Origin of the sequence: Nocardioides sp. SR21, from assembly GCF_022761125.1 — a bacterium.
Classification (GTDB): domain Bacteria; phylum Actinomycetota; class Actinomycetes; order Propionibacteriales; family Nocardioidaceae; genus Nocardioides.
Genome location: NZ_JAKWJR010000005.1, coordinates 105710 through 131785, shown reverse-complemented (window position 1 = coordinate 131785; position 26076 = coordinate 105710). Strand labels below are relative to the sequence as shown.

Below are 26076 nucleotides of genomic sequence, written 5' to 3'. Positions count from 1 at the left end.
TCAGTCGGGGAAGGCGACGACCTCGACGACCGAGATCCCCAGGGAGCTCAGCAGGCTCAGCACGCCCTGCAGCTCCTCCTGGTCGGCCATCTCACCGGTCAGCGTGGTCGCCCGCTGCGTGCGCGCGACCAGGTGGGGGAACGCGCCCGACAGCTCGTCCGTCAGCTCCGCGTCCACACGGATCAGCATCCTCGTCATCGCAGCGCCCGCCCGGTGTCCCCTGGATCCAGCCACCCACCCGGCAGCCTCGGTTTCCGACGCTAAGCCGGACCCGCGCCGTACGCCTCACCGGAAACGGGCGAGGCGCCACCCGGCGAGGAGCGGGGACCGTGGGAGCAACGCCCGAACCGTCCCGAGGAGACCCAGCGATGGCCACGCTGACCGTGTGGAGGTATGACACCGTCGACGGCGCCGCCCAGGCCGCGCAGCTCCTGAAGTCCCTCGCACGCAAGGACAAGCTCGTCCTCCACGACGCCGCAACCGTCGAGTGGGAGCCCGGCCAGGGCAAGCCGCGGACCCACCAGCTGAGCCCGAGCACGACCGCCTCCGGAGCCCTGGGCGGCGGGTTCTGGGGGCTGCTGTTCGGGCTGATCTTCTTCATGCCGCTGCTCGGCGCGGCGATCGGCGCGGCCACCGGCGCGCTGGCGGGCGCGCTGGCCGACGTCGGCATCGACGACACCTTCATCAACCGGGTCCGCGACACCGTGACCCCCGGGACGTCGGCGCTGTTCGTCCTCACCTCCGACACTGCGCTCGACCAGATCCACGACGCGTTCGCCACGGGCCCGAAGGGCGAGCTGATCTTCACCAACCTCACCGCCGAGCAGGAGGCCGCGCTGCGGGAGGTCTTCGCCGACTGACGGGTGTCGTCCGTGCGGTCATCGGGCCGGAATGCGGACAGGGTTGCTGGGAAGTTCCGCACCCTCGACACTCGTGCCAGAAGTGGGGAGGGCGGATGGGAGCCGCGAGGAGGACAGCACCGGTGCGCGGGAGCGTGTACCGGTCGACCACCGCGCCGCCACCGCCGCCGTTCCTGTACGTCGAGCGCCGCCGTCTCGACGCGTTCTTCGAGCGGGTGCCGGCCACACCGGTCAGCGTCGTCGTCGCCCCGGCCGGGTCCGGGAAGACCGCGGCCGCGGCGGCCTGGGCGGAGAAGGCCGTCCAGGGCGGGCAGCCGGTGGCCTGGCTGCGGGCCGACCAGCCGGCGGACCTCGCCGCCCATCTCGGTCGGCCGTCGGTGCTCGTGGTCGACGACGCCCACCTCCTCGACCCAGACTCGGCGGCGCTGCTCGCCTCCGCGCTGACCAGGAACGCCGATGTCGTGCGGGTGCTGCTGCTGAGCCGCCGCGAGCTCGACTTCCTCCCGGTCGCCCTGACGCTCGCCGGGCAGGTCCGGACCCTCCCCCGCAACGGCCTGGACTTCACCGACGCCGAGGCCACCGACCTGGTGGTCGCGCACCACCCCGACGCGGCACCGGACGAGGTCACCTCGATCCTCTGCCAGAGCCGCGGCTGGGCCGCCGCGCTGGTCTTCGGCGCCCGCACCCTGCAGGCGTCCGGTCAGGGCGCCGATCCCCGCTCCGCCCTGGCCGCCGCTCGGCAGCCCCTGCTCGACTACCTCCTGCGGGAGGTGCTCGAGCCACTGCCGGCCGAGCTGTCGCAGGTCCTGGTCGCGACCTGCCAGGAGCCGGAGCTGACCGCAGACGAGGCCGCGCTGCTGTCCGGCATCCCGCGCGCTGGCGAGCTGCTCGACAGCGCCGCCGCGACCGGGCTCCTCGTCACCGCGCACCGCGACGGACCCGACGGCACTGCCTCCTGGACCCACCACCCGCTGCTCCTCGACCTGCTGCGCCGGCGTACCGCCCCCGGCGGGCCGGACTGGACCCGCGTCATCGAGGCACACCAGCGCGCCACCGCGGAGTACGTCGACCGCCGCGACGCCGAGCGCGCGGTGCACCACGCCCGGTTCACCGGTGACCTCGACCTGCAGCTGCGGGTGCTGCGCGAGTTCTCCATCGACCTGCTCGTCGCCCGCCGCACCGACGTCGTGGCGGACGCGCTCGCCGCGATCCCCGTCGACATCCGCTCCCGGCACCAGGAGCTGCTGGTCCTCCACGCGACCGTGCTCCGGTCGCAGAACCGCGTCGACGCCGCCAAGACCGCCATCGACCGGGCCCTGGCCGCCGACGCCCGCAGCCTCGGCGGCGGCACCCATCGCGAGGTCGACGCCGAGCTCGCGGCGCTCGAGCTGTGGCTGGCGCGGTACGGCTGGCGCGAGGCCGCGCCGGCGCTCGCGCGCGCCCGGCGGGTGCTCGGCTGCCGGCACGACGGCGAGGTCAGCGCCCACGACATCTCCGGCATCTCGCCACTGCGCGCCACCTGGCTCACGCTGGAGCTGGCCTCGTTCGAGGGGTGGCTCGGCGAGCTCGAGGTCGCCGCGATCCACCTCCAGGACGCCGCGATGTACGTCCAGCGGGTCGACGCCCCGCTGATGGAGCGCGGGGCGCTCTCCCAGCGGGCGGTGCTCGAGATGCAGGCCGAGGCGTACCAGACCGCCCTGGTGACCGCCGAGCGGTCGCTCGCGATGGGCCGCGTCCTCGGCTTCCCGGCCGACATCTCCGCCGCCCGGGCACACCTGGTCTGCGGCTGGAGCGCCTTGCAGGCGCTCCGGCTCCACCGGGCCGCGGAGGCGCTGCTCGCGTTCGACGCCACGCCGCGCGAGCAGCTGGATCCGCTCGCGCTGGTGTACGCCCGGCTGCTGCGCGCCTGCGTGCTGACCGCCACCGGCGAGGTGGAGGCCGCGCGCCGGCTGCTCGACGGGCGGGGCGACGTACCCGAGCTGCTGCCGCGGTTCCTGCAGCGCGTCGACGGGCTGGTGCGGCTGCTGATCGTGGCCGCGATGGGCGATCGTGCGGGGCTCGAGGTCGTCGTCCACGACTTCCGGCGCGAGGGCCTGGCCGCCGAGGCCGCCCTCGCGGAGGCCGTCGTCACCGGGCTGGGCGGGGACGAGCAGCGCGCGGTGCGGATGCTCGACGTGCTGCTCCGCGACCCGGCCGAGGTGGCGGTCACCGTCGCGCTCGGTGCGGCCGTCGCCCGGATCGCGTTCCTGGACCGGATGGGCTCGGCCGCCAGCGTGGACACCGCGCTGGCGCTGGTCCCGGACCTGCTCTGCCGGGCCGCGCCCCAGCGGATGCTGTGGATGCTCACCATCGGCGCGATGATCAGCCCCGGCTTCGTGGACCTGATCGCGACCCACGCCGACGCCCCCGACTGCCACCCGTTCGCTGCCGAGGCGGCGTCCGCGCTGCGCAACCACCCGCGGCCGTACCCGGACCTCACCCCGCACCGGGCGGCGCGCTCGGCGGACGCGGCCGAGGATCGCGCGCTGCTCACGCCGCGCGAGCAGGAGGTCCTCGGGCAGCTCGCCCTCGGCGGCGGCAACACCGACCTCGCCCGCGCGCTGTTCGTCAGCGAGAACACCGTGAAGACCCACCTCGCCTCGATCTACCGCAAGCTCGAGGTGGACCGCCGCATCGACGCCCTCCGCGTCGCCCGGGCCCGCGGTCTGCTGTGAGCTGACCGACGGAGGAGGCCGTGACCGGCGTACCGGGTCCCATCCGTTTCGTCCGTTCCGGGTGAGCCGTCGTGGTCGACGGGTGACCTACGGTCCAGACCGACGGCACGCCCACGCACCGGAGGACGATCCCAGATGAGCACTCCCCGCCCGGACTACGAGAACACCACGAAGGGCGCCTGGGCCTACGGCATCGCGGCGTTCGCCGGCGTGCTGCTCGCCATGGTCGGGCTGTTCCAGTTCCTCCAGGGCCTCTCGGCCGTCTTCAAGGACACGGTGTTCGTCACCTCGCCGGACTACGTGTACTCGATCGACCTCACCGGGTGGGGCTGGATCCACATGCTCCTCGGTGCCGCCGCGGTCGCGGTCGGCATCGCGGTCCTCTACGGCCAGACCTGGGCACTCGCGACCGGCATCCTGGTCGCGATCCTCTCGGCGGTCGCCAACTTCGCGTTCGTTCCCTACTACCCCGTGTGGTCGATCCTCGTGATCGCCGTCGACGTGGCCGTGATCTGGGCCCTGACGTCGCTGCTGCGCAACACCTGAGCCACCGACCGAAGATCATCCTGGTCTCACCCGCCGCGGGTGAGTCCTACTAGTCCTGCCCACCCCTAGATTCCGACCGCGAGCGGCGCTATCTCCACCCGAACGGGTGTAACGTGCCGGACATCGCTCCACTCGGCGGGAGGGCGGATGGCGGGCAACGCACGTGCGCGCACGAAGGCGGCGGAGCATCTTCCCCGCCTGCCCCGCGCGTTCGTCCCCCGGCCCCGGCTCTGGTCCCACCTCGACGAGGCCACCGAGGCGCCGATGACGGTGCTGGTCGGCCCGGCCGGCTCCGGCAAGACCCTCGGCGTGAGCGGCTGGCTCCACCGCGCCGGCGACCGGCCGGTCGCCTGGGTGCGGGCCGACGCCTCCTGGACCGCCGAGCGGCTGCTCGCCCTGGTGGAGACCCAGCCCGGGCTCGTCGTCGTCGACGACGCCCACGACCTGCCGTTGCCGACGGTCCGCGCGCTCGACGCGCTGCTCGACACCGACCCCGAGTCGCTGCAGATGCTGATGCTGTCGCGCTGGGACCTGCCGTTCACCCGGCTCGCCCCCGAGCTGCTCGGCCAGTACACCGCGCTGCGCGGCGAGCTGCTCCGCCTCGACGAGGGCGAGGAGGCGGCGCTGGTCGCGGCCCACGTGCACACCGACGCCGCCGAGGTCGCGCGCGCGATCGCGCCGCGCACCCGCGGGTGGTGCGCCGCGGTCGTGCTGACCGCCCGGGCGGTCGCGGCCGCCCCCGACCCGCTCGACGTGGCGCGGCGGTACGCCGAGGGCGGGGTCTCGGTCGCCGACCGGGTCGCCAGCGAGGTGTTCGCCAGCCTCCAGCCCCGGCAGCGCCACGTGCTGCTGTGCGTCGCGAGCGAGCCGTACGTCACCCCCGCGATCGCCGCTCACCTCTCCCACGACACGCTCGCCGGCGAGGTGCTCGCCGAGCTCGAGTCGACCGGCCTGCTGGTCACCCGGATCCCGGCCCCCGGGCACGCCGAGGGCACGGCGGTCGAGGACGACGAGCTGGTCCGCTACGCCATCCACCCGCTGCTGACCGAGGTGGTGCGCCGACGTACGGCGGCCGGCGGTGTCGACGTGATGCGGGCGGCCGCCACCGTGGCCCGGGCCGTCCAGCTCGACGTCGCGCGCGGCGACACCGACGGCGCGTTCCGCCGGCTGGTCGCGGTCGGCGACCACGCCACGACCGCGGCGCTGCTGGCCGAGCACGGGCCGACGCTGCTGCTGCGCGGCCACGGCGACGGCATCAACGCGTTCGCGCTGCAGCACCCGTCGGCCGTTGACGTGAACCCGGCCTCGTGGTTCGCGATCGCGCTGGAGCGCTGGGTCATCGGTTCGATCAGCTGCGCCCGGCACTGGCTCGACCGGGTCGTCAGCGATCCGCTGCCGGACACCACGACCTCCACGCTCCAGGTGGCGACCGCCCAGCTGATGCGGGCCCGGCTCGGCCTCGAGTCGATCCCGGCCGCGGTGGGGCACGCCAAGCGCGTCCTCGCCGACGACCCGCCCGACCAGGCCTCGCCGATGCTGCCGATCCTGCTGGCCGAGCTCGCGGTCACCCAGAACTGGCTCGGCGACCTCGACGGCGCCGGCGCCACCCTGACGCGCGCGCTCCAGCTCAGCCGCTCGCGCGACCTGCCGGCGCTCACCGCGATCGCGCTCTCGCACGTGGCGTTCAGCGAGTTCCTGCAGGGCCGCGAGGCCGCCGCCATCGAGGTCGCCGACGAGCTGATCGCGATGCTCGACGAGCTGCCGCTGGTCGCGCCCTACTCGGCGAGCCGGGTCCGGCTCGTCCGCGAGCTAGCGACGTTCGTCGACCTGCCGTCGGCCGTCTCCGGGATCGAGGCGCCGATGCCGGACTTCCCGCTGCACGCCGCCGACCCGACCACGAAGTTCTGGGCGCGGATGCGCCGCTCCCGGCTCGCGCTGGCCGCCGGCTCGGTCTCCGCCGCCGAGCGGGCGCTGGAGGTGCCGCTCGAGATCCCGGAGCTGCCCGACCACCTCGCCACCGCGCTCGATCTCGAGCGCGCGTTCCTCGCCGCGCTCTCGGGCGACCAGCCCGCGCTGTCGCGCCTCTCCCAGGTCCTCACCAGCCGGGGCGCGGTCCCGGAGGCCGCGCTCGTCACCGGGCTCCGGGCCGACCTCGCCGGCGACCGGCGTACCGCCGTCGCGCGCTTCGAGGAGGCGGCCGCAGGCACCACCTGCGCCCAGCCGCCGGTGCGCGCGCTGGCCCTGATCACCGCTGCCCAGCTGCGCGACGGGCTGCGCGACGAGGACGCGGCGCGCGACCTCCTGTTCGAGGGCGTCGTGGCCACCGAGGTGCGCCGCAACGCGGTGCCGTTCCTCGGCTGGAGCCGGCACGGCAGCCCGGTCGCCGACCTGCTCGCGCGGTACGCCGGCAACCACCCGTCGCCGTGGGTGCGTGAGCTCGTCGGCGGGACCGTGGGCATGGCGGGCATCTCGACGTTCTTCTCCCCGACGACCGCGCTGCCGCACGAGCGGGCCCAGCTGCCGCCGGGCGCGCTCGCACCCACGCTCAGCCCGCGCGAGCGCGACGTGCTCAACGAGCTGGCCCGCGGGTCGACGTACGCCGACATCGCGGCGACGCTCTTCGTCTCCGAGAACACCGTGAAGACGCACGTCTCGAGCCTCTACAGCAAGCTCTCGGTGAACCGCCGCAGCGCCGCCCTCGCCGTCGCGCGCTCGATGAACCTGCTGTGAGCTGCCGTGTGCTCCGAGCGAAGCTCGGAGCACACGAACCGGCAGCCAGGTCGAGTAGCCGCACGACCGACGAAGGAGGGCGTGACCGGCGTATCGAGACCGAGCTGCCCCGGCCCGAGCGTGCGAGGACCCGGGGGCCGGCAGCCAGGTCGAGTAGCCGCACGACCGACGAAGGAGGTCGTGACCGGCGTATCGAGACCGAGCTGCCGTGTGCTCGGAGCACACGAACCGGCCAGGTCGAGTAGCCCGACGAAGGAGGTCGTGGCCGGCGTATCGAGACCCACCCTCCCCAGGTCCACCCGATTCGGGCGAGGGGCTCACAGCCCCGGGGGCGAAAGATCGCTCCCATGAGCCACGCCGTCGAACCCGATAGCTCCGACACGTACGTCATCACCGGCCTGAACCGGATGGCCGAGCACTGGGGTCTGGTGCTCGCCTACGGACTGGTCACCCTCGGGCTCGGCGTCGCGATGATGGTCTGGCCCGACGAGACCATCGCGGTCTTCGCGGTCCTGATCGCGATCCAGCTGATCGTAGGCGGCATCTACCGCATCGTGCAGGCGCTCGGGATGAGCAAGTTCGACGTCGGGATGCGGGCCCTGGTCGGGCTCTCCGGCGGGGTCGCCCTGGTGGTCGGCCTGCTGGTGCTCCGCGAGCCGCTGCAGTCGGTGCTCGTGCTCGGGATGATCCTCGGCGTCTGGTGGCTCATCTCCGGCCTCATCGACGTCATCGGCGCGGTCGTCAGCCCCGGCTCGGGCGGGCGCGGCTGGGACGTCACGATCGGCCTGATCAGCATGGCCGCCGGCGCCTTCCTGATCGTGTACACCGACCTGTCGTTCACGCTGCTCATCTGGTTCGTCGCCATCTGGCTGGTCCTCGCCGGGGCCCTCGCCACCATGGCCGCCTTCCGACTCCGCTCCGAGAGGGTTCCGTCATGACGAACAAGCCCGACCCCGCCACCACCGCCGAGCTCGAGGCGCTGCGCGCGGAGGTCGCGCGGCTCCAGGCACAGGAACAGGAGCAGAGCCGGCGCACCGGCTGGTGGCGCCCGGTCGTCAGCGGCGTGCTGATCCTGCTGCTCGCGGTGCTGCTGCCGCTCGGCGTCGTCGCGCGGTGGGTGCACAACGAGGTCGCCGACACCGACCGGTACGTCGAGTCGATCGAGCCGCTCGCCCAGGACCCGGCGATCCAGAGCGCCGTCGCCGACAAGATCACCGCCGAGATCATGACCCGCCTCCAGGTCGAGGCGGTCACCGAGGAGGCCGTGAAGGCGCTCGCCGACCTCGGGCTGCCGCCGCTCGCCGCGACCAGCCTGCAGGCCCTCTCGACACCGCTGAACAACGCGATCAGCGGCTTCGTCGAGGACAAGGTGCTCGAGATCGTCGAGTCGTCCCGGTTCCAGCAGGCCTGGGTGGAGGCGAACCGGGAGGCGCACGCCCAGCTCGTCACCGTCCTCACCGGCGAGGGGTCGGACCTCGTGGACGTCACCGACAACACGGTCGCGATCAACCTGGGGCCGGTGGTCGACCAGGTGAAGGAGCGGCTGGTCGAGTCGGGCTTCAGCCTCGCCGGGCAGCTGCCGGCGATCAACCTCCAGCTGACGCTGTTCCAGTCCGACGACCTGGCCACCGCGCAGAGCGCGTTCCGCGTGCTCAACGGGCTCAACACCGCGTTGCCGATCGTGGCCCTGCTGCTGCTCGGCGGCGCCGTCGCGGTCGCCCGCTCGCGGCGGCGGGCCCTGATCACCGCCGCACTCGCGAGTGCGGCCTCGATGCTGCTGCTCGGCGTCGCGTTGAACGCGTTCCGCGTGGTCTACCTCGACGCGATCCCGACCGACGTGCTGCCCCAGGACGCGGCCGCGGCGTTCTACGACAACATGGTGTGGTTCATCCGGCTCAACCTGCGCGCGATCCTGGTGCTGACGCTCGCGATCGCGTTCATCGCGTGGGTCTCCGGCACGGGTCGGAACGCGCTGGCGCTGCGGCGCGGTACGTCGGGAGCGATCGCCTGGGCCCGCGGCGGCGGCAACCGGGTCGGGCTGAACACCGGCCGGTTCGGGGTCTTCCTCGACGCCAACCGGACGATGATCCGGATCGTGGTGCTCGGCCTCGCGCTGCTGCTCTACGCGATGGCGGACCACCCGACGGGCGGGTTCACGATCACGCTGCTGGTGGTCGCCGGGGTGCTGCTGCTCATCGTGGAGCTGCTGGCTCGTCCGGCCGAGGCCGCAGCCGGACCAGCTGACGCCGTACCTCCCCCGCCAGCTCCAGGCCCGAGCTGACCAGCCGGCCCACGGTCGGGTCCTCCGACACCACCCGGCCGACCAGCGCCGAGGCCACCATCACGGCGGCGAAGCCGATCAGCCAGGTGGAGACCGCGAGGATCACGCCGAGCGTCCCGAACTGGTCGGCGTTCGCGTTGACGTACGCCGGCATCACGAGCGTCGAGCCGCGGTTGTAGAGCAGCCCGAAGGCGCCGGTCAGCACCGCGCCCAGGGCGAGCTTGTGCCACGGGACCCGGCCGAAGAGCAGCACCCACGACGTCACCCACCACAGCGCGCTGAGCATCAGGGCCTGGATCACGATCCGGAAGCCGTCGGCGATCAGCCCGTCGACGCCACCCATCAGCACGCGCAGCGAGCCGACCAGCTGCAGGGTCATCAGCCACCCGATCAGCCACAGGAAGCAGCGGCGCGCACCGCCGACGCCGCCGATGTGCGACAGCTCCCAGATCCGCTCGTACATCCGCTGGATGGCGCGGGCGAAGCTGGTCGCCGAGAAGACGACGATCGCGAGCCCGATCAAGCCGGTCTGCGCGCGCACCTGGTCGGGGCTCACCTGGGCGGTCACCTGGCCCTCGCCGCGATCGCCGAGGCCGGCCGCCTGGGAGAACGACTGGATGCCGGCGGCCGTGACGTCGGGCAGGAATGCCGCGAGCACCACGAGCATCGGGATCAGCGCGAGCAGGCCCTGCGCCGCGATCAGCATGCACCGGTCGATGAACTCGATCCGGATGACCTCGTTGAGCAGCCGGCCGAGGATCGGGATCCGGTCGACGAGGTCCTTGGCCTGGTCCCGGCGGAGCTGGTACGTCGCGGTCGCCCGCTCACGCCACGCGGCGACGTCCATCGTGTGCTCGCCTCCCATGCTCTGGCCGGTCGATCCGGCAGGATGAGGACAGCGTGGTTGGAGCGGTGTTCTCACCGCTCACCCGTAGCGGGTGAAACCGGCAGATGGAGGAGGCGACCATGTCCCCAGTCCGGCGCGTGCTCCGGTTCATCGTGGCCGTGGTGCTGCTGTCCGTCGTGTACTTCACGATCCCGCTCACCCGCGAGATCGGTCGCACCGAGGTCGCGCAGCTGGCGCTCGGTGCCGTCGCGCTGATCCTGCTCGCGTTCATGGTCGTGTGGGAGGTCCGCCAGCAGATGGCCGACCAGAGCCGCAACATCGACCGCCTGGCGCTGGCCATGGCCGTGGCCGTCATGGGCTTCGCGCTCATCTTCTACGTGATGGCCGAGGCGGACCCGGGCCAGATCGTCGGGCTCGAGACCCGCATCGACTCCCTCTACTTCACGATGACCACACTGCTGACGATCGGCTACGGCGACATCCACGCGGAGGGCCAGGGCGCCCGCGCCCTGGTGCTGGTGCAGATGGTCTTCAACGTCGCGATCCTCACGACCGCGGCGACCACGCTCGGTCACCAGGTCCGCAGCCGGGCGACCGCGAAGGCCGAGAGCCGGCGTCAGGACCTGGACACGCAGCGGAAGCCCACGTGAGAGGTGGAGTCCCGCACCCCCTGGCCCTGCCGCGCGGCCGGGCGGTAGCGCTGGCAGTAGTCCGGCGAGCACAGGTGTGACCCGCCCTTCGTGACCATCCGGTCGGTCTCGAGCATCGGCCGGGCGGAGCCGCCGCAGCACGGGGCCGGCTCCTCGGCGGCCCGGGTCGGCGTCCACCGGGTGCGCGTCCACTCCCAGACGTTGCCGATCATGTCGTGCAGGCCGTACCCGTTGGCCGGGTAGCTGCCGACCGGCGACGTGCGGTCGAACCCGTCCGGATCCTCGCTGCGCCAGGGGAACGGGCCGCGGAACGTGTTGGCCAGGACCGCCCCGCCCGGCGACAGCTCGTCGCCCCACGCGAAGTCGCGGCCCACCAGCCCACCGCGGGCGGCGTACTCCCACTCGTCCTCGTACGGCAGGTCCTTGCCCACCCAGGCGGCGTACGCCGTCGCGTCCTCCCAGCCGACGTGCACGACCGGGTGGTCCGCGATGTCCTCCCAGGAGCTGCCCGGGCCCTCCGGCGCGCGCCAGGACGCGCCCGGCTGCCAGCGCCACCACTGCGTCCAGTCGCCGAGGTGGACGGGGCCGGCGGTCTGCGTGAAGACCTGCGAGCCGGGGACGAGCAGCGCCGGGTCGGCCCCGGGGAAGTCGGCCGGGTCGGGGGCGATCTCGGGCACGGTGACGTGTCCGGTCTCCTCCACGAAGCGCGCGAACTCGGCGTTGGTGACCGGGTGCGCGTCCCAGTGCACGTCACTCACGGTGACCGTCCGCACCGGCCGCTCCTCGGGGTAGAAGCGGTCGCTGCCGATCGTCGTGGTCCCACCCGGGACGAGCACCATCTTGCGGGTCACAGGTCCTTCCTACACACCTCAGAGCGCCAGACCGAGGTGCCGCTCGAGGAACGCGTTGCGGAACTTGTGGCTGGGGTCCAGCCGCTCAGCCAGGTCGTGGAAGTCGCCCATCCGGGGGTACGCCGGCCGCAGCAGCTCGGCGGTCGCCAGGAAGCACTTGCCCCAGTGCGGGCGCGCGCCGAGCGGCAGCAGCGCCTCCTCGATGCGGGGCAGCACGGCGTACACGCCGGGCACGTCGCGGACCCACGTGAAGTGCAGCCCGACCGCGTCGCCGCCGTACGCCCCGCTGAGCCAGAGGTCGTCGGCGGCGATCGTGCGCACCTCGGTGACCTGGAGCAGCCCCTCGAACAGCGACGCCAGCCCGCGCAGGCGGGTGATCGCCTCGCCGACCTGCGGGCGCGGGACGAGGTACTCGCTCTGCAGCTCCTCGCCACGGCTCGGGGTGAACTCCATCCGGAAGTGCGGGAGCCGGCGGTTCCACGGGCCGGCGACGCCGCCCTGGCGGGTGACCGCGGCGGTGTCGGCGCCGGAGAGCATGTGCAGGGTGGCGGTCGCGGCCGGCGCGCCCCACAGGTCGGGCGGCGCGCTGTCCCCGCGGCCCTTCAGCCAGACCTGGCCGACACGGCCGCTGGACCAGTCGGTGAAGAGGCTGACGCTGTAGGCGCTGCTCGTCAGCTCGTCGAAGTGCGCGACCGCGACGTCCCACGGCAGGTCGGTGTAGAGGTCCTGGCGCACGTCGTACGTCGGCTCCACGTCGAGGATCACGTGGGTCGCCACGCCGAGCGCACCGAGGGAGACGACGTGGCCGGGGAAGTCGTCGTCCCCGCGGCGGGTGCTGCGCAGCGCGCCGTCCGCGCCGACGAGGTCGAGGCCCGCGACGGCCGCCGCCAGCGACCCGGTGCGGTCGCCGGAGCCGTGGGTGCCGGTCGCGACCGCTCCCGCGACGGAGATGTGCGGCAGGGACGCCATCGTCGCCAGCGCCCAGCCGCGCTCCTGGAGGGTCGCCGCGAGGTCGCCGTACCGGACACCGCCGGAGACGCGCACCTGCTGCCGGTCGCCGTCGAGCTCGATCTCGACCGGGAGACCCGCGGTGGAGACCAGGTCGCCGGTCGTGTCCGCCACGTCGGTGAAGGAGTGCCGGGTGCCGAGCGCGCGCACCCGCTCCGCGCTCCCGACGAGGTCCTGGAGCTCGCCGACCGACGCGGGCTCCTGCACCCGTGCCGCGGCGTACTCGTGGTTGCCGGCCCAGTTCTTCGTCACAACGCTCAGCATCGCGCATGCGGCGCCGATGGGACCTGCTGAGTCATTCCCCCGACCGACTTGAGGTAGTAGTGCCCGACCCCAGCACGGACGCCGTGGCTGCCGGCTCCTGGTTCGGCCTGCACACGGTGCTCACGGCCCTCGCCGTCGGCGCGGTCACGTACGTCGGCTTCACCGGGGCGCAGCTGTTCCACACGGTCAGCCCCGACACCCCCAGCGCCGTCGCGGTCGCGGACCCCCCTCCGCTCGCCGCACCCCCCGTCGCGACGCCGACCCCGGAGCCCGAGCCGTCTCGTCCGGCCCCGTCGAAGCCGGCGAAGCCCTCCCGCAGCGAGGCACGCCCCGCGAAGCCGGCCGCTCCGCCGTCCCCGGCCGCGACCCCGGCCGCACGCCCCGACAAGGCGGGACGGGCCCCGCTCGCCGCCCGCAAGCAGCCGACGACCATCCAGCGCGAGACCTGGGCGGACCGGCAGATCGCGGCGATGCTCCGCACGATGCCCCCGTCGCCGATGAGCTGGTTCACCGGCGGCGCCACCTGGGTGCTCCCCACGACCGGCTACCACCTGACCGCACGCTTCGGCGAGTCCGGCAGCCACTGGTCGAGCACCCACACCGGCCTCGACTTCGCCGCCCCGACCGGCACCCCGGTCCGCGCCGCGACCGGCGGCACCGTCTCGTTCGCCGGGTGGGACGGCGCCTACGGCAACAAGATCGAGATCACCCACCCCGACGGCACCGAGACCTGGTACGCCCACCTGTCGCAGCTGTACGTCGCCGAGGGGAACCCGGTCGCCACCGGCACGGTCGTCGGCGAGGTCGGCGGGACCGGGAACGTCACCGGCCCGCACCTGCACTTCGAGATCCGCAGCGGCGACGTACCGCTCGACCCCTACACCGCCCTCCAGCAGCGCGGCCTGCGGCCCTAGCCGGTCACCGGCGGTCCGACGACGGCTCGACCCACCGCCGGTGCACGCTCAGCGTGAACCGGAACGCGTGGTGGTGGTCCGAGCCCAGCGGCACGCCCGCGACCTGCTCGGGGTAGTCGACCCGGGAGACCCGGGTGACCCCGCTCACGACGGCGCCGTCGATGCGGTGCCCGACCGAGCGGCCGTGGACCTGCCGGGCCAGCAGCGTCGGACCCGGTCCCGCGTCGCCGGGCCGGCGGTTCGCGTCCCACAGCAGCACCCGCGGTCGCTCGCGGGCCTGCTCCTGCTCGGCGGGAACGCGCCGGGTCCAGTCCGAGCGGTGCCACGGCGCGATCGCCCGGGTGAGCGCGTCGACCCCCTCCTGCTGGCCGACCGCGGTGGCGGTCCCGACGTGCGGTGGCGGCTGGTGCGCCGTGAACACCGGGATCCGGCCCACCAGGACACGCTGGAAGCTGCGTGGCTCGTGGGTGCCCGGTCGGTCGGTCCTGGGCCAGGTCGTGGAGAGGTCCAGCCAGCGCTGCTCGAGGTCGCCGGCCAGGTCCTTGCGGACCCAGGTCGCGATGTTCGCCCGGCTCGGCGTCGACCGGTCCCGCACCAGCTCGAGCCGGGGCAGCGGGTCGAACACGTAGCCGATCGCCTCGCAGGTCCCGATGAACGCGGGCTCGGTGCTCGCGATCGCCTCGAGCTCCTCCTGCACGACCTGGTCGGGTCGACCGTTGTCGAGGTTGTAGAACCAGAGGTCGAGGTCGACGAGGTCCGACGTGTCGAGTGGCATGTCGGGAGGAGCGCCGAGGGCCGGCCCGAGATACATCCGGGCTGCGAAGGCTCCGCACGGTCAGAGATGACAGAAGGCCCGCAGGTCGATGACCTGCGGGCCTTCTTCACGTGCGCGAGGGGGGATTTGAACCCCCACGCCCTTTCGGACACTGGCACCTGAAGCCAGCGCGTCTGCCGTTCCGCCACTCGCGCGTGAAGCGGAGCAAGGCTATCCCAGCGGCTGGGTTTGGCCCAAACCGGGGCGGGCAGGCCATGGAGGGTCCCGGCCCGGGTACGGGGGCACCGATACGATCGGGGCACCCGGCCACCGGTCGGGGTGGCACGCGTGCCCGGACCCCGTCCGCGCACGACCACCGATGACAGGGGACGGAAGGAGGGCAGCGTGGGCGGTCTCCAGAAGCTGGAGCACAAGCTCGAGCAGATGATCTCGGGCGCGTTCGCACGGGCCTTCCGCTCGGCGGTCCAGCCGGTCGAGATCGCCGCTGCTCTGCAGCGCGAGTGCGACAACAACGCACAGATCCTCTCCCGCGACCGCCGGATCGTGCCCAACGACTTCCACGTCGAGCTGTCCCAGACCGACCTGGAGCGGCTGGCGCCGTACGACAGCGCGCTGGCCGAGGACCTCGGACGGCAGGTGCGCGAGCACGCCGACCAGCAGAGCTACGTGTTCCCCGGCCCGGTCAGCATCGCGTTCGAGCCCGCCGAGGACCTCACCACCGGCCGGTTCCGCATCCGCAGCCAGGCGCACGCCAAGGTCACCGGCAACGCCACGCACACGCAGGTCGGTCGCGCACGCGCCGTCCTCGAGGTCAACGGCACCCGGCACCCGCTGCAGCCGCCAGGGCTGGTCGTCGGCCGCGGCACCGACGCGGACGTCCGCATCAACGACCCGGGCGTGAGCCGCCGACACGTGGAGTTCACGGTCTCGACAGGCTCGACCACCGAGAGCGGTGACGGCCTGAACATCGAGGTGCACGACCTCGGCTCGACGAACGGCATGCTGGTCGACGGCCACCGGATCTCGCGCACCCGCCTGCGCGACGGCTCCCAGGTCAAGATCGGCACCACCGTCATGACCGTGCGCGTCGTCGAGGGGGGCTGAATGTCGGAGCTGACGCTGTTCCTCATCAAGGTCGCGTACCTCGCGATCCTCTGGATCTTCGTGCTGTCCGCGATCTCGGTGATCCGCTCCGACATGTTCGGCGCGCGCGTCCCCGAGGCCGCCCGCGGCACCGGCGGCAAGGCGCCCAAGCCCGCCAAGCAGCCCAAGAAGGGCCGTGGCGCCCCGAGCCACGTGATCGTGACCGCCGGATCGAACGTCGGCGCCCGCGCCGACCTCTCCCACGCGCCGGTGCTCATCGGCCGCGGCACCGACGCTGCGATCCGCCTGGACGACGACTACGTCTCCACGCGCCACGCGCGCATCGCGGCCTCGGGCGACCAGTGGTTCGTCGAGGACCTCGGCTCGACCAACGGCACGTTCGTCGGCACCGTCCGGATCACCCAGCCCACGACGATCACGCTCGGCACGCAGGTCCGCATCGGCAAGACGATCCTGGAGCTCAGGAAGTAGCCGATGAGCGATCTCCGCCTGCGGTACGCCGCCACGTCCGACGTGGGTCGCGTCCGCAAGGACAACCAGGACTCCGGGTACGTCGGCCCGTGGCTGATCGCGGTCTGCGACGGCGTCGGTGGCGCCGCCCGCGGTGACGTCGCGTCCAGCACCGCGATCCAGCAGCTGCGCCGCCTCGACGCGCCGCCCTCGACGGACCCCGACCACGACCTGCTGGCCCGGGTCGCCGGTGCGCTGCACCGCGCGCACGACCGGATCGGCGAGCTGGTCGACGAGGACCCGGCGCTCGACGGCACCAGCACCACCGCGACCGTCGCGCTCTTCGACGGCTCCCGCATCGGCCTCGGCCACCTCGGCGACAGCCGCGCCTACCTCTACCGCAGCGGCGAGATCACCCAGCTCACCGCCGACCACACGTTCGTGCAGAGCCTGATCGACGAGGGCCGGATCACCGAGGAGGAGGCGCGGGTCCACCCGCACCGCAACCTCATCCTCAAGGCGCTCGACGGCGTCCACGAGGCCGAGCCGGACCTGTTCGTGATCGAGCTCGCGGTCGGCGACCGGATCCTGCTGTGCAGCGACGGCGCCAGCGGCGTGCTCGACGACCGCCGGCTCGCCGACATCCTGAGCACCGGCAGCCCGGACTACGCGGCGGTCGAGATGGTCCGCGCCAGCCTGGACGCCGGCAGCTCCGACAACGTGACCTGCCTGGTCGCCGACGTCGTCGACGCCGACGCCCCCGACAACGGCGTCAGCGTGGAGCCGCTCGTCGTCGGCGCCGCGGCCGACCCACGGCCGATCAAGCAGCGCGGCCCGATGAGCGGCATGTCCAGCCTGTTCCGGGGCCACCGCGCGGGCGACACCGGCGAGCTGGAGCCGATCCAGGCCGAGATCCTCGACCCGCCCCCCGGCGTACCGTTCGCGATCACCACCGACCCGATCGACCCCGAGCAGGCGCGCTACGCCCCGCGGGCGCCGCGCCGGTTCATGTGGCTCAAGCGCGCGATGGCCGCCCTCGTGGTGATCGGCCTGGCCTGGATCGCGCTCGCCGTGGCCTGGTCGTGGAGCCAGGACCAGTACTACGTGGGCGAGGAGGACGGCTTCGTCATCATCTACCGCGGCCTGAACTCCGAGATCGCGGGCTTCGACCTCTCCGAGCCCTACATGCGCTCCGACGTCGAGATCGACCGGCTCAGCGAGATCGAGGCCGAGCGGGTCCGTGAGGGCATCGTCTACGACAACCCGGTCGACGCCGAGGCCAAGGTGCAGGACCTCGCGGCCCGGCAGGAGCCCGTCGAGAGCACGGGTGGCTGAGATGGCAGGCCAGAAGTCGGCCCAGAAGTCGGCCCAGAAGTCGGCGCAGAAGTCGGCGCAGAACAACAGCTCGCTGATGGGCTTCGTGCACCGGCGTCGCCGGGGCGCGGAGCTGTTCCTGCTGGTCCTGGCGCTCGCCGTCGGCATCGGCGCGTACGCCGCGGTCGGGCTCGGCGTCGAGGGCGAGGTCCCGACCGACCTGCTCGGGTACGGCGGCTGGCTGGCCGCGCTGGTCATCGGCGCGCACGTCGTGATCCGCGTGGTCGCGCCGTACGCCGACCCGGTGCTGCTGCCGCTCGTCGCCGCTCTCAACGGGCTCGGGCTGGCGGTCATCCACCGGCTCGACCTCGCCGCGGAGGCGGTCGGCCGCAAGCACGACTACGCCCAGCAGCAGCTGATCTGGATGACGCTCGGCGTGATCCTGTTCGTGGTCACCCTGGTCGCGATCCGCGACCACCGGGTGCTGCAGCGGTTCACCTACACGTCCGCGCTGGCCGCGATCCTGCTCCTGCTGCTGCCGATGGTCCCCGGGATCGGCAAGGCGGTGTACGGCGCCCGCATCTGGATCCAGGTCGGCCCGTTCAGCTTCCAGCCCGGCGAGGTCGCCAAGGTGCTGCTGGTGATCGCGTTCGCCGGCTACCTCGTGCTCCACCGCGACGCGCTCGCGCTCGCGGGCCGCCGGGTCCTGTTCGTCGACCTCCCGCGTGGCCGCGACCTCGGCCCGATCCTCGTGATGTGGCTGGTCAGCCTCGGCATCCTGGTCTTCCAGCGCGACCTCGGCTCCAGCCTGATGTTCTTCGGGATCTTCCTGATCATGTTGTACGTCGCGACCGAGCGGCCCGGCTGGCTGGTGGTCGGCGGGATGCTCTTCGTCGGCGGCGCGCTGGCGGCGTACGCCCTCTTCGGCCACGTCCGCGAGCGCTTCCAGATCTGGCTGAACCCGTTCGACTTCTACGGCGAGGGCACCAGCGAGAAGGCGTTCCAGCCGGTCGAGGCGATGTTCGGCATGGGCTGGGGCGGCATGATCGGCCGCGGCTTCGGTGACGGCGACCCGTTCCGCGTCCCGTTCGCGAACTCGGACTTCATCATCGCCGCGATCGGCGAGGAGCTCGGCCTGACCGCGGTCATGGCCGTGATCATGATGTACGGCCTGATCGTCGAGCGTGCGTTGCGCACCGCGCTGATCTGCCGCGACGGCTTCGGCAAGCTGCTCGCCACCGGTCTCGGCAGCGTGATCGCGCTGCAGGTGTTCGTCGTCATCGGCGGCGTCACCGGCCTGATCCCGCTCACCGGCCTCACCACCCCGTTCCTGTCGTACGGCGGCTCCTCGCTGATCGCGAACTGGGTGATCGTGGCGCTGCTGCTGCGCATCTCCGACCAGGCGCGTCGGCCGGTGCCGCAGCTGTCCGACGACACCGCGGCCATCGACTCCGACGCCACCCAGGTGGTGAAGGCGATCCGATGAACAAGCCGATCCGGACCATCTCGATCTTCTGCCTGGTGCTGTTCCTGGCGCTGCTCGTCAACGCCACCTACCTGCAGTACTGGCGCGCGGGCGCGCTCAACGACGACGTCCGCAACCGGCGCGCGATCAACGAGTCGTTCTCCGCCGAGCGCGGCGCGATCGTCGTCGGCCGCAACTCCGCGATCGCGAAGAGCGTGCCGTCCGACGACGAGTACAAGTTCCAGCGCACCTACCCGAAGCCGTTCCTCTACGCCCCGGTCACCGGCTGGTTCTCCTACTTCAGCCAGACCGGCATCGAGCGCACCCAGAACGACATCCTGTCCGGCCAGGACGAGCAGCTGTTCGTCACCCGGCTGATCGACCTGGTCAGCAACAAGCCGACCAAGGGCGGCAACGTGCTGCTCACCCTCGACCCCGACGCCCAGCAGGCGGCGTACGACGGGCTCTCGGCGCTCGGCCCCGGTACCCAGGGCTCCGTGGTCGCGCTGGACCCCAGCACCGGCGCGGTCCTGGCGATGGTGTCGCTGCCGACGTACGACCCGAACGACATGGCCTCGCACGACTTCGGCGCGGTCGCCCGGACGTACGAGAAGCTCAACGAGGACCCGGCCGAGCCGCTGGTCAACCGCGCCATCCAGACCCGGCTGCCTCCCGGCTCGACGTTCAAGGTCGTCACCGCGGCCGCCGCGATCGAGGCGGGCCTGTACGACGCCGACTCGCAGGTGCCCGGCGGCGTGACCTACCAGCTCCCGCTGACCTCGGGAGAGACCGGCCTGATCGACAACGAGGGCCGCTCGTGCGGTGCCAACAACACCAAGATCCCGTTCACGCAGGCGATGGAGCAGTCCTGCAACACGACGTTCGCCCAGCTCGCCGAGGAGGTCGGGGCCGAGGACATGCTGAAGACCGCCGAGGCGTTCGGCTTCAACCGCGGCTACCTCGACGACCTGTTCCCGCAGGTCGAGTCGGTGTTCCCGGACGGTCTCGACGACGCCCAGCTCGGCCAGACCGGCTTCGGCCAGTTCGAGGTCGCCGCGACCCCGCTGCAGATGGCGATGGTCGCCGCCGGGCTCGCCAACGGCGGCACGGTGATGAAGCCGTACCTCGTCGACGAGCAGCAGTCCGCCGACCTCGACGTGCTCAGCAAGACCGACCCGGAGGAGCTCTCGCAGGCGGTCTCGTCGACCACGGCCCGCGAGGTCACGAAGCTGATGGTCGCGACCGTCGACGACGGCACGGCGTCGCCGGGCGCGATCGACGGCATCTCGGTCGCGGGCAAGACCGGCACGGCCCAGAGCGGCATCGACGCGGTGCCGCCGTACGCGTGGTTCATCTCGTTCGCCCCGGCGGACAACCCCGAGGTGGCCGTCGCGGTGATGATCCAGAAGGCCGACATCCCGCGCGGTGAGATCGCCGGCGGTGTCTACGGAGGCCCGATCGCGAAGGCAGTCATGGAAGCGGTGATCCGATGAGCGAGACCCCGGTGCACGGCTACGCCGACAACGAGCGTCGCTACCGACTCGATGCCCGGATCGCCACCGGCGGGATGGGCGAGGTCTGGCGCGCGACCGACACCACGCTCGGCCGCGAGGTGGCGGTCAAGCTGCTCAAGCAGGAGTACGCCGACGACCCGACGTTCCGCGCGCGCTTCGAGACCGAGGCTCGGCATGCCGCGTCGCTGCACCACCCGAACATCGCAGCGGTCTACGACTTCGGCGAGACCGACACCGTCGACGGCTCGGGCGCGCACCGTCCGTACCTCGTCATGGAGCTCGTCGACGGGCAGCCGCTGTCGGCGCTGATCCAGGGCGGCCGCGCGATGTCGCCCGCCGCCGTGCGCGAGCTGCTCGCCCAGGCCGCCGACGGCCTCGGCGCCGCGCACGCCGCCGGCATCGTGCACCGCGACGTGAAGCCCGCGAACCTCATCGTGACCCCCGACCGCCGGGTGAAGGTCACCGACTTCGGGATCGCCCGCGCCGCCGAGGGCATGGGCCTCACCGGCACCGGCGAGGTGATGGGTACGCCGCAGTACCTCTCGCCCGAGCAGGCGCAGGGCCAGCCCTCCACCCCGGCGTCGGACGTCTACTCGCTCGGCGTCGTGGCGTTCGAGTGCCTGGCCGGGACCCGGCCGTTCGTCGCCGACACCGCCGTGGCGACCGCGCTGGCGCACCTGCGCGAGCCGGTGCCGGACCTGCCCGACTCGGTGCCGAGCGACCTCGCGGCCGTCGTGCACCGGTCGATGGCGAAGCTGCCCCAGGACCGGTTCCAGGACGGCGACGCCCTGGCCGAGGCGCTGCGGCACCCGGCGACCGCCGCGACCAAGATCGTGCCCGCCGCCGTCGCGCCCGTGCACCCCGGACCGCCGCCCCCGGTGACCACCACGATGCCGGTGGTCGACGAGCCGGAGGAGCGCCGGCGCAGTGCCGTGTGGCCGGTGCTGGCCGTGATCGCGCTGGTCGCGGTCGCGATCCTCGTCGTGCTGCTGATCACCAGCGGCGACGACGACGAGAACCCCTCCGACGAGGAGACCAGCCAGACCCCGAGCGAGACCGTGTCCTCGACGCCCAGCGAGCCGACGTCCGAGGCGACCACCGAGGACACCTCGGTGACGCTCAACGCCGGCGACTACGTCGGCCGACCGCTCGGCGACGTCGAGCGCGAGCTCGGCCAGCTGGGCCTGCGGGTCAACAGCGTCCAGGTCGACAACCCCGGCGACCGGATCGAGGGCGACGTCTCGGCGCTCAACCCCACCGGCCGGGTCGAGCAGGGCGACACGATCACCGTGAGCTACTGGGGTCCGCAGCCGCCGCCGTCGGACACCCCGACCCCGACTCCCACCCCCACCGACTCCGCGACGCCCACCCCCGACGACAGCACGTCCCCGAGCAGCTAAGGCACCCTGGATGAGCAACCAAGAACCGCCCCTGATCGGCGGGCGCTACGAGCTCGGCGAGCTCCTGGGCCGGGGCGGCATGGCCGAGGTCCGCAAGGGCACCGACAGCCGCCTGGGCCGGGTGGTCGCCGTCAAGCGGCTGCGCACGGACCTGGCGAGCGACGCGACGTTCCAGGCGCGGTTCCGCCGCGAGGCCCAGTCGGCGGCGTCCCTGAACCACCCCGCGATCGTCGCCGTCTACGACACCGGCGAGGAGCCGGCCGCCGACGGATCCGGCGTGTCCCAGCCCTACATCGTCATGGAGTACGTCGCCGGCCGCACCCTGCGCGACATCCTGCGCGAGGGCCGCAAGATCCTGCCCGAGCGCGCGCTCGAGATCACCAGCGGCGTCCTGTCGGCGCTCGACTACAGCCACCGCGCGGGGATCATCCACCGCGACATCAAGCCCGGCAACGTCATGCTCACGCCGAGCGGCGACGTGAAGGTGATGGACTTCGGCATCGCCCGCGCGATCAGCGACGCGTCGTCGACGATGACCCAGACCGCGGCCGTGGTCGGCACCGCGCAGTACCTCTCCCCCGAGCAGGCCCGCGGCGAGACCGTGGACTCGCGCTCCGACGTCTACTCCGCCGGCTGCCTGCTCTACGAGCTTCTCACCGGGCGCCCGCCGTTCGTGGGCGACAGCCCGGTCGCGGTCGCCTACCAGCACGTCCGCGAGCCCGCCGTACCCCCGTCGGACCACGACACCGAGCTCGCGCCCGAGATCGACGCGATCGTGATGAAGGCGCTGGCCAAGCGGGTCGAGGACCGCTACCAGTCGGCGGCCGCCATGCGGACCGACATCGAGCGGTACCTCTCCGGGCTGCCCGTGCAGGCCCCGATCCCGCCGGCGGTCCCGATGGAGCAGCCGGCGTACACCGGGCAGACCGCCGCGGTCGCGGCGTACCCGCCCGAGGAGGACGACTCCGGGAGCCGCACCGGACTGTGGATCGCGCTCGGGCTGCTGCTCGTGGTGCTGATCGCGGCCGGGGCGTACCTCATGCCGCGGCTGTTCGAGTCGCCGCCCGAGCAGGTGTCGGTGCCGAGCGTGATCGGCCTGACCGACAAGCAGGCGCGCGCCGCGATCGGGGACGCCGGCCTCGCCGTCGGCCCGACCGAGCGCGAGAACAGCGACACGGTCAAGGCCGGCAAGATCATCAGCCAGACCCCGTCGGCGGACGAGTTCGTCGACCCGGACACCCCGGTGAGCTACGTGATCTCGCTCGGGAAGCCGGAGGTCGAGGTGCCCTTCGTGATCGGGCAGGACAAGCTCGACGCTCAGGACCGGCTGGTCGCGATGGGCTTCGACGTCACCCTGAAGGAGGTCGAGTCGGACGAGCTCAAGGACGTCGTCGTCGCGACCGACCCGTCGCAGGGCGAGATCGTCGCCGAGGGCACCACGGTGATCGTGTCCTTCTCCGACGGCCGCGAGGAGGTCCCGGACGTCGTCGGGATGACCGAGGCCGACGCGAAGCAGGAGATCCGCAACGCCGGCTTCGTGCCGCGCGTGATCCAGAACGCCAACACCACCGAGCCGGCCGGCACCGTGATCAAGCAGAGCCCGGCGGCGGGGGACACCCCGACCGAGGGCTCGACGGTGACCATCGAGGTGTCGTCGTTCGTGGAGCCCAGCGAGACGCCGAGCGAGACGCCGTCGGAGACCCCGACGGAGACGATCCCGCCGATCACCGAGCGCGGGCTGCCGCCGGTCAGCTCCCGCGAGTCGCGAGCGGGACGGCGAAGTTCAGGTCGGTGAGGCCGTCGAAGCCGGGGGCTCTGACCTCGTCCTCGAGCTCGAGGTCCCAGCCGACCGAGATGTCGGGGTCCCCGGCGTCCTCGCGGTACGACGAGACGTAGTCGTCGTCCTCGAGCGCCATCAACAGGTCGGCCTGGGTGCCGACCGCCTGGATGACGTAGGGCTGGGGGTACGGCACACCCTGGAGCTGGACGGCGTTGCCCTCGCACCGGATGCCGGTGGTGGACACGATCCGCTGGCCCGCGATGGTGACCGCGGTGGCTCCGCCCTTCCACAGCGCGTTGACGACGGCCTGGATGTCCTGCTGGTGCACGAGCAGCGGGTTGATGTTGCCGGTCGTGGAGTTGATGACGTCCTCGGGAGCGTCCGAGAGGGTCACCGTGATGCCCGGGCCCCGGCGCTCGACCAGGCCGGCCGGGTCCCGGAGCTCGGAGACCTTGCGCTGGTAGCGGTTCACGTCGCGGTCGCTGATCGACCGGCTCAGCGAGGAGACCTCGTCGTTCAGGTCGGAGACCTTGGCCTTCAGCTCGGCGGTCTCGTCGGCCTCGTCCTTCACCAGCGCCGCGAGATCGGTGTAGCGCCCGGGGCGCAGGTCGGTGCCGCCGCTGTTCGCGGCGCTCACGACGAACAGGCCGCCGCAGAGGGCGATGACCAGCGGCGTCCCCACGCGCCAACGGCCGCGCGGGCGGCGCGGCGTACGGCGGAACAGGCGCGACGAAGTCCCCTCCGAGCCGGACGGCTCCGGGGGCCGCGCGTGGGATCCACCGGTCACGACGACTAAGGTAGCCCGGAGCCCGTGCATCCTCCGCACCGGCGACGACATGTCACGCATCACGAACGACCCCAGGAGCACCCCGTGGCCAAGGCCAATCTGGATCCTCTCGCCCCCGTCCGGGGTCCCATCTTCACGAAGCGGTTCATCGCCGCCCTGGTGGCGATGGTCCTCGGCATCGCGTGGATGGCCTACTACTACGTGGCGGTCCGGGTCGACCCGACGGCGTTCCCGGTCCCCGAGGCCGGCTCCCCGAAGTTCATGGCCGACCTCGGCAACTGGAACTACCTGATCGGCTTCGGCCTGATCTTCCTCGGCCTGATGGTCTCCGCGCACCCCTCGACCCCGCTCGGCCGCGGCCGCGGTGTCGTGGTCGGGATGCTCGGCTGCTTCCTGGTCGGGCTGATCTGGATCTGCACCTACTACATCTTCAGCGACGACATCTCGAGCATCCCGGTCTTCAACGACCTGGGGCAGAAGAACCTGTTCGTCGGCATCGGGTTCATGGCGATCGGCTTCACCTTCGCCACGCGCTGGGAGTAGCGGACGCGCCAGCGGACTCACTCGATGGTGGTCGAGCGAGCTCGCGACCGAGCCTGCGAGGTCGCGACCGGCGTGTCGAGGCCCCGTACCCACCGGAGACAGCTCGTTCTCCACAGAAGCCGGTCGGTCCTCACGGACCGGCCGGCTTCTTCACATCTGGGGACAAGCCTGTGCAGAACTACATGCGTGTAGTTCTCCACAGCTGTGTACACAACTGTGGAGAATCTCCCCCGCCGCGCGGCTCGGCAAACCGCCCCTTGTAACGCGGGGTTCAGTCCTCTGGTGACCCTGAGATTTCGGGGTGACCAGAGGGTCAAACCCCGCGTTACAAGCGGGAGCGGCTCGGGCGGGCGGGGCAGCTCAGGCGAGGGCGGCCGCGCGCAGGATCATCGCCAGCGCGAGGAGACCGGCGACCGCGACGAGTCCACAGACCTGGAACGTCGTACGCCGGGGGCCGCGCGGGGCGTAGACCAGGATCGCGGCGACCACGGCGCCCCCGGCGAAGCCGCCGAGGTGGCCCTGCCAGGAGATGTTGGGCACCGCGAACGTGATGAACACGTTGACCGCGATCAGCGCCCAGAGCGAGCGCATGTCCGCGCCGACCTTGCGGGCCACGACCAGGAGCGCGGCGAACAGGCCGTAGATGGCGCCGGACGCGCCGAGGGTGATCTGGTACTCGCCGCTGGCCCACAGCACGACGGCCGAGCCGGCGAGCAGCGAGAGCAGGTACAGCGCCAGGAACCGGGCGCGGCCGAGCGCGAGCTCGAGCTGCGGGCCGATCACCCAGAGGGCGAGCATGTTGAACAGGATGTGCGTGATCGCGACGTGGGTGAACCCGGACGTCAGCACCTGCCAGTAGGCGCCGTCGGCGAACCCGGGCAGCCACTCGCCGCCACCGGCCGAGCAGACAGACTCACCGACCCGGACGTTGACGTACCCGTTGCCGACGTCGCACAGGCCGCTGGGCCGCAGCCCGAGGACCTCGACCAGGCGGCTGCCGGAGCCGCCGGTCACGAAGATCGCGAACCACACGGCGGCGTTGATGGCGACCAGCACCATCGAGGTGACCGAGGCGTTCGTGGGCCGCAGCCCGCCGTACGCCGTCCGGCCGCTGCGCGTGGCCTTCGTGCCCTCGTCCACGCAGGTCGGGCACTGGAAGCCGACCGACGCGTCGCGCATGCAGTCCGGGCAGATCGGCCGGTCGCAGCGCTGGCAGCGGATGTACGTCTCCCGGCCGGGGTGCCGATAGCAGGTCGGCACCCCGGTCTCGGAGGGTGGA

23 protein-coding genes and 1 tRNA gene are annotated in these 26076 nt (G+C 72.4%); 16 read left to right on the top strand and 8 right to left on the bottom strand.

Annotation, left to right across the window (positions count from 1 at the left end; all coding sequences use genetic code 11):
- Positions 1-189, bottom strand: coding sequence for a hypothetical protein (locus MJ604_RS10895; protein ID WP_243058355.1), 189 nt, complete (start codon positions 187-189; stop codon positions 1-3).
- Positions 190-368: 179 nt separating this feature from the next.
- On the opposite strand from MJ604_RS10895, the gene MJ604_RS10890 reads away from it, so the two are divergent.
- From MJ604_RS10890 to MJ604_RS10865, 6 genes are all read left to right on the top strand, one after another.
- On the top strand, positions 369-860 hold the full coding sequence (locus MJ604_RS10890; RefSeq protein ID WP_243058354.1) for a DUF1269 domain-containing protein: 492 nt from the start codon (positions 369-371) through the stop codon (positions 858-860).
- Between the two features lie 122 nt (positions 861-982).
- Positions 983-3574 carry a LuxR C-terminal-related transcriptional regulator gene (locus tag MJ604_RS24255; RefSeq protein ID WP_243058353.1) on the top strand — a complete coding sequence of 864 codons (2592 nt, stop codon included), beginning with the start codon at positions 983-985 and terminating at the stop codon, positions 3572-3574.
- 135 nt (positions 3575-3709) lie between these two features.
- Positions 3710-4120, top strand: coding sequence for a hypothetical protein (locus MJ604_RS10880; protein ID WP_243058352.1), 411 nt, complete (start codon positions 3710-3712; stop codon positions 4118-4120).
- A gap of 147 nt (positions 4121-4267) precedes the next feature.
- The gene (locus MJ604_RS10875) at positions 4268-6850 is read left to right on the top strand and encodes a LuxR C-terminal-related transcriptional regulator (protein WP_243058351.1); all 2583 of its coding nucleotides are present in this window, start codon (positions 4268-4270) and stop codon (positions 6848-6850) included.
- A gap of 347 nt (positions 6851-7197) precedes the next feature.
- The gene (locus MJ604_RS10870; protein ID WP_243058350.1) at positions 7198-7788 is read left to right on the top strand and encodes an HdeD family acid-resistance protein; all 591 of its coding nucleotides are present in this window, start codon (positions 7198-7200) and stop codon (positions 7786-7788) included.
- The gene (locus MJ604_RS10865) at positions 7785-9131 is read left to right on the top strand and encodes a hypothetical protein (RefSeq protein WP_243058349.1); all 1347 of its coding nucleotides are present in this window, start codon (positions 7785-7787) and stop codon (positions 9129-9131) included. Before MJ604_RS10870 ends, MJ604_RS10865 begins: the two co-directional genes overlap by 4 nt.
- Here the strand turns inward: MJ604_RS10865 and MJ604_RS10860 are convergent.
- Entirely contained in the window at positions 9043-9996 is a 954-nt protein-coding gene (locus MJ604_RS10860; protein ID WP_243058348.1) for a YhjD/YihY/BrkB family envelope integrity protein, read from the bottom strand. The two genes, MJ604_RS10865 and MJ604_RS10860, sit on opposite strands and share 89 nt — an antisense overlap.
- Before the next feature lie 101 nt (positions 9997-10097).
- Here MJ604_RS10860 and MJ604_RS10855 point away from each other — a divergent pair, with 101 nt between their 5' ends.
- Positions 10098-10628: a potassium channel family protein gene (locus MJ604_RS10855; protein ID WP_243058347.1), complete on the top strand. Its 531-nt coding sequence runs from the start codon at positions 10098-10100 to the stop codon at positions 10626-10628.
- Here the strand turns inward: MJ604_RS10855 and MJ604_RS10850 are convergent.
- Together MJ604_RS10850 and MJ604_RS10845 are read right to left on the bottom strand one after the other, a co-directional pair.
- On the bottom strand, positions 10595-11479 hold the full coding sequence (locus MJ604_RS10850) for a formylglycine-generating enzyme family protein (RefSeq protein ID WP_243058346.1): 885 nt from the start codon (positions 11477-11479) through the stop codon (positions 10595-10597). The genes MJ604_RS10855 and MJ604_RS10850 overlap by 34 nt on opposite strands.
- 18 nt (positions 11480-11497) lie before the next feature.
- Positions 11498-12739, bottom strand: a complete 1242-nt coding sequence (locus MJ604_RS10845) for a D-arabinono-1,4-lactone oxidase (RefSeq protein WP_243058345.1) — start codon at positions 12737-12739, stop codon at positions 11498-11500.
- 71 nt (positions 12740-12810) lie between these two features.
- Between MJ604_RS10845 and MJ604_RS24250 the strand changes: the two genes are divergently transcribed.
- Entirely contained in the window at positions 12811-13665 is an 855-nt protein-coding gene (locus MJ604_RS24250) for a M23 family metallopeptidase (RefSeq protein ID WP_243058344.1), read from the top strand.
- A gap of 4 nt (positions 13666-13669) precedes the next feature.
- Here the strand turns inward: MJ604_RS24250 and MJ604_RS10835 are convergent, their stop codons facing one another.
- Both MJ604_RS10835 and MJ604_RS10830 read right to left on the bottom strand, forming a co-directional pair.
- Complete coding sequence (locus MJ604_RS10835) at positions 13670-14440, bottom strand: hypothetical protein (RefSeq protein ID WP_243058343.1); 771 nt, start codon at positions 14438-14440, stop codon at positions 13670-13672.
- A 111-nt stretch (positions 14441-14551) separates the two neighbouring features.
- Positions 14552-14634, bottom strand: a tRNA-Leu gene (locus MJ604_RS10830).
- Between the two features lie 190 nt (positions 14635-14824).
- Between MJ604_RS10830 and MJ604_RS10825 the strand changes: the two genes are divergently transcribed.
- From MJ604_RS10825 to pknB, 7 genes are all read left to right on the top strand, one after another.
- The gene (locus MJ604_RS10825) at positions 14825-15544 is read left to right on the top strand and encodes a DUF3662 and FHA domain-containing protein (protein ID WP_243058342.1); all 720 of its coding nucleotides are present in this window, start codon (positions 14825-14827) and stop codon (positions 15542-15544) included.
- Positions 15545-16015: an FHA domain-containing protein gene (locus MJ604_RS10820; RefSeq protein WP_243058341.1), complete on the top strand. Its 471-nt coding sequence runs from the start codon at positions 15545-15547 to the stop codon at positions 16013-16015.
- Between the two features lie 3 nt (positions 16016-16018).
- Positions 16019-17329, top strand: coding sequence for a PP2C family serine/threonine-protein phosphatase (locus MJ604_RS10815; RefSeq protein WP_243058340.1), 1311 nt, complete (start codon positions 16019-16021; stop codon positions 17327-17329).
- A 76-nt stretch (positions 17330-17405) separates the two neighbouring features.
- Entirely contained in the window at positions 17406-18794 is a 1389-nt protein-coding gene (locus tag MJ604_RS10810) for an FtsW/RodA/SpoVE family cell cycle protein (RefSeq protein ID WP_243058685.1), read from the top strand.
- Entirely contained in the window at positions 18791-20266 is a 1476-nt protein-coding gene (locus MJ604_RS10805; RefSeq protein WP_243058339.1) for a penicillin-binding protein 2, read from the top strand. Before MJ604_RS10810 ends, MJ604_RS10805 begins: the two co-directional genes overlap by 4 nt.
- A complete protein-coding gene (locus tag MJ604_RS10800) occupies positions 20263-21687 on the top strand; it encodes a protein kinase (RefSeq protein WP_243058338.1) in 1425 nt (474 codons plus the stop codon). The genes MJ604_RS10805 and MJ604_RS10800 overlap by 4 nt, the downstream gene beginning before the upstream one ends.
- A 10-nt stretch (positions 21688-21697) precedes the next feature.
- The gene (gene pknB, locus MJ604_RS10795) at positions 21698-23482 is read left to right on the top strand and encodes a Stk1 family PASTA domain-containing Ser/Thr kinase (protein ID WP_243058337.1); all 1785 of its coding nucleotides are present in this window, start codon (positions 21698-21700) and stop codon (positions 23480-23482) included.
- On the opposite strand, the gene MJ604_RS10790 is transcribed toward pknB, so the two are convergent.
- Positions 23436-24254 (bottom strand): DUF881 domain-containing protein, encoded by an 819-nt coding sequence (locus tag MJ604_RS10790; protein WP_243058336.1) that lies wholly within the window; start codon positions 24252-24254, stop codon positions 23436-23438. The genes pknB and MJ604_RS10790 overlap by 47 nt on opposite strands.
- Positions 24255-24338: 84 nt before the next feature.
- Between MJ604_RS10790 and MJ604_RS10785 the strand changes: the two genes are divergently transcribed.
- The gene (locus MJ604_RS10785; RefSeq protein ID WP_243058335.1) at positions 24339-24797 is read left to right on the top strand and encodes a cell division protein CrgA; all 459 of its coding nucleotides are present in this window, start codon (positions 24339-24341) and stop codon (positions 24795-24797) included.
- Positions 24798-25157: 360 nt separating this feature from the next.
- Here the strand turns inward: MJ604_RS10785 and MJ604_RS10780 are convergent, their stop codons facing one another.
- Positions 25158-26057 (bottom strand): rhomboid family intramembrane serine protease, encoded by a 900-nt coding sequence (locus MJ604_RS10780; RefSeq protein WP_243058334.1) that lies wholly within the window; start codon positions 26055-26057, stop codon positions 25158-25160.
- Positions 26058-26076: the final 19 nt, after the last annotated feature.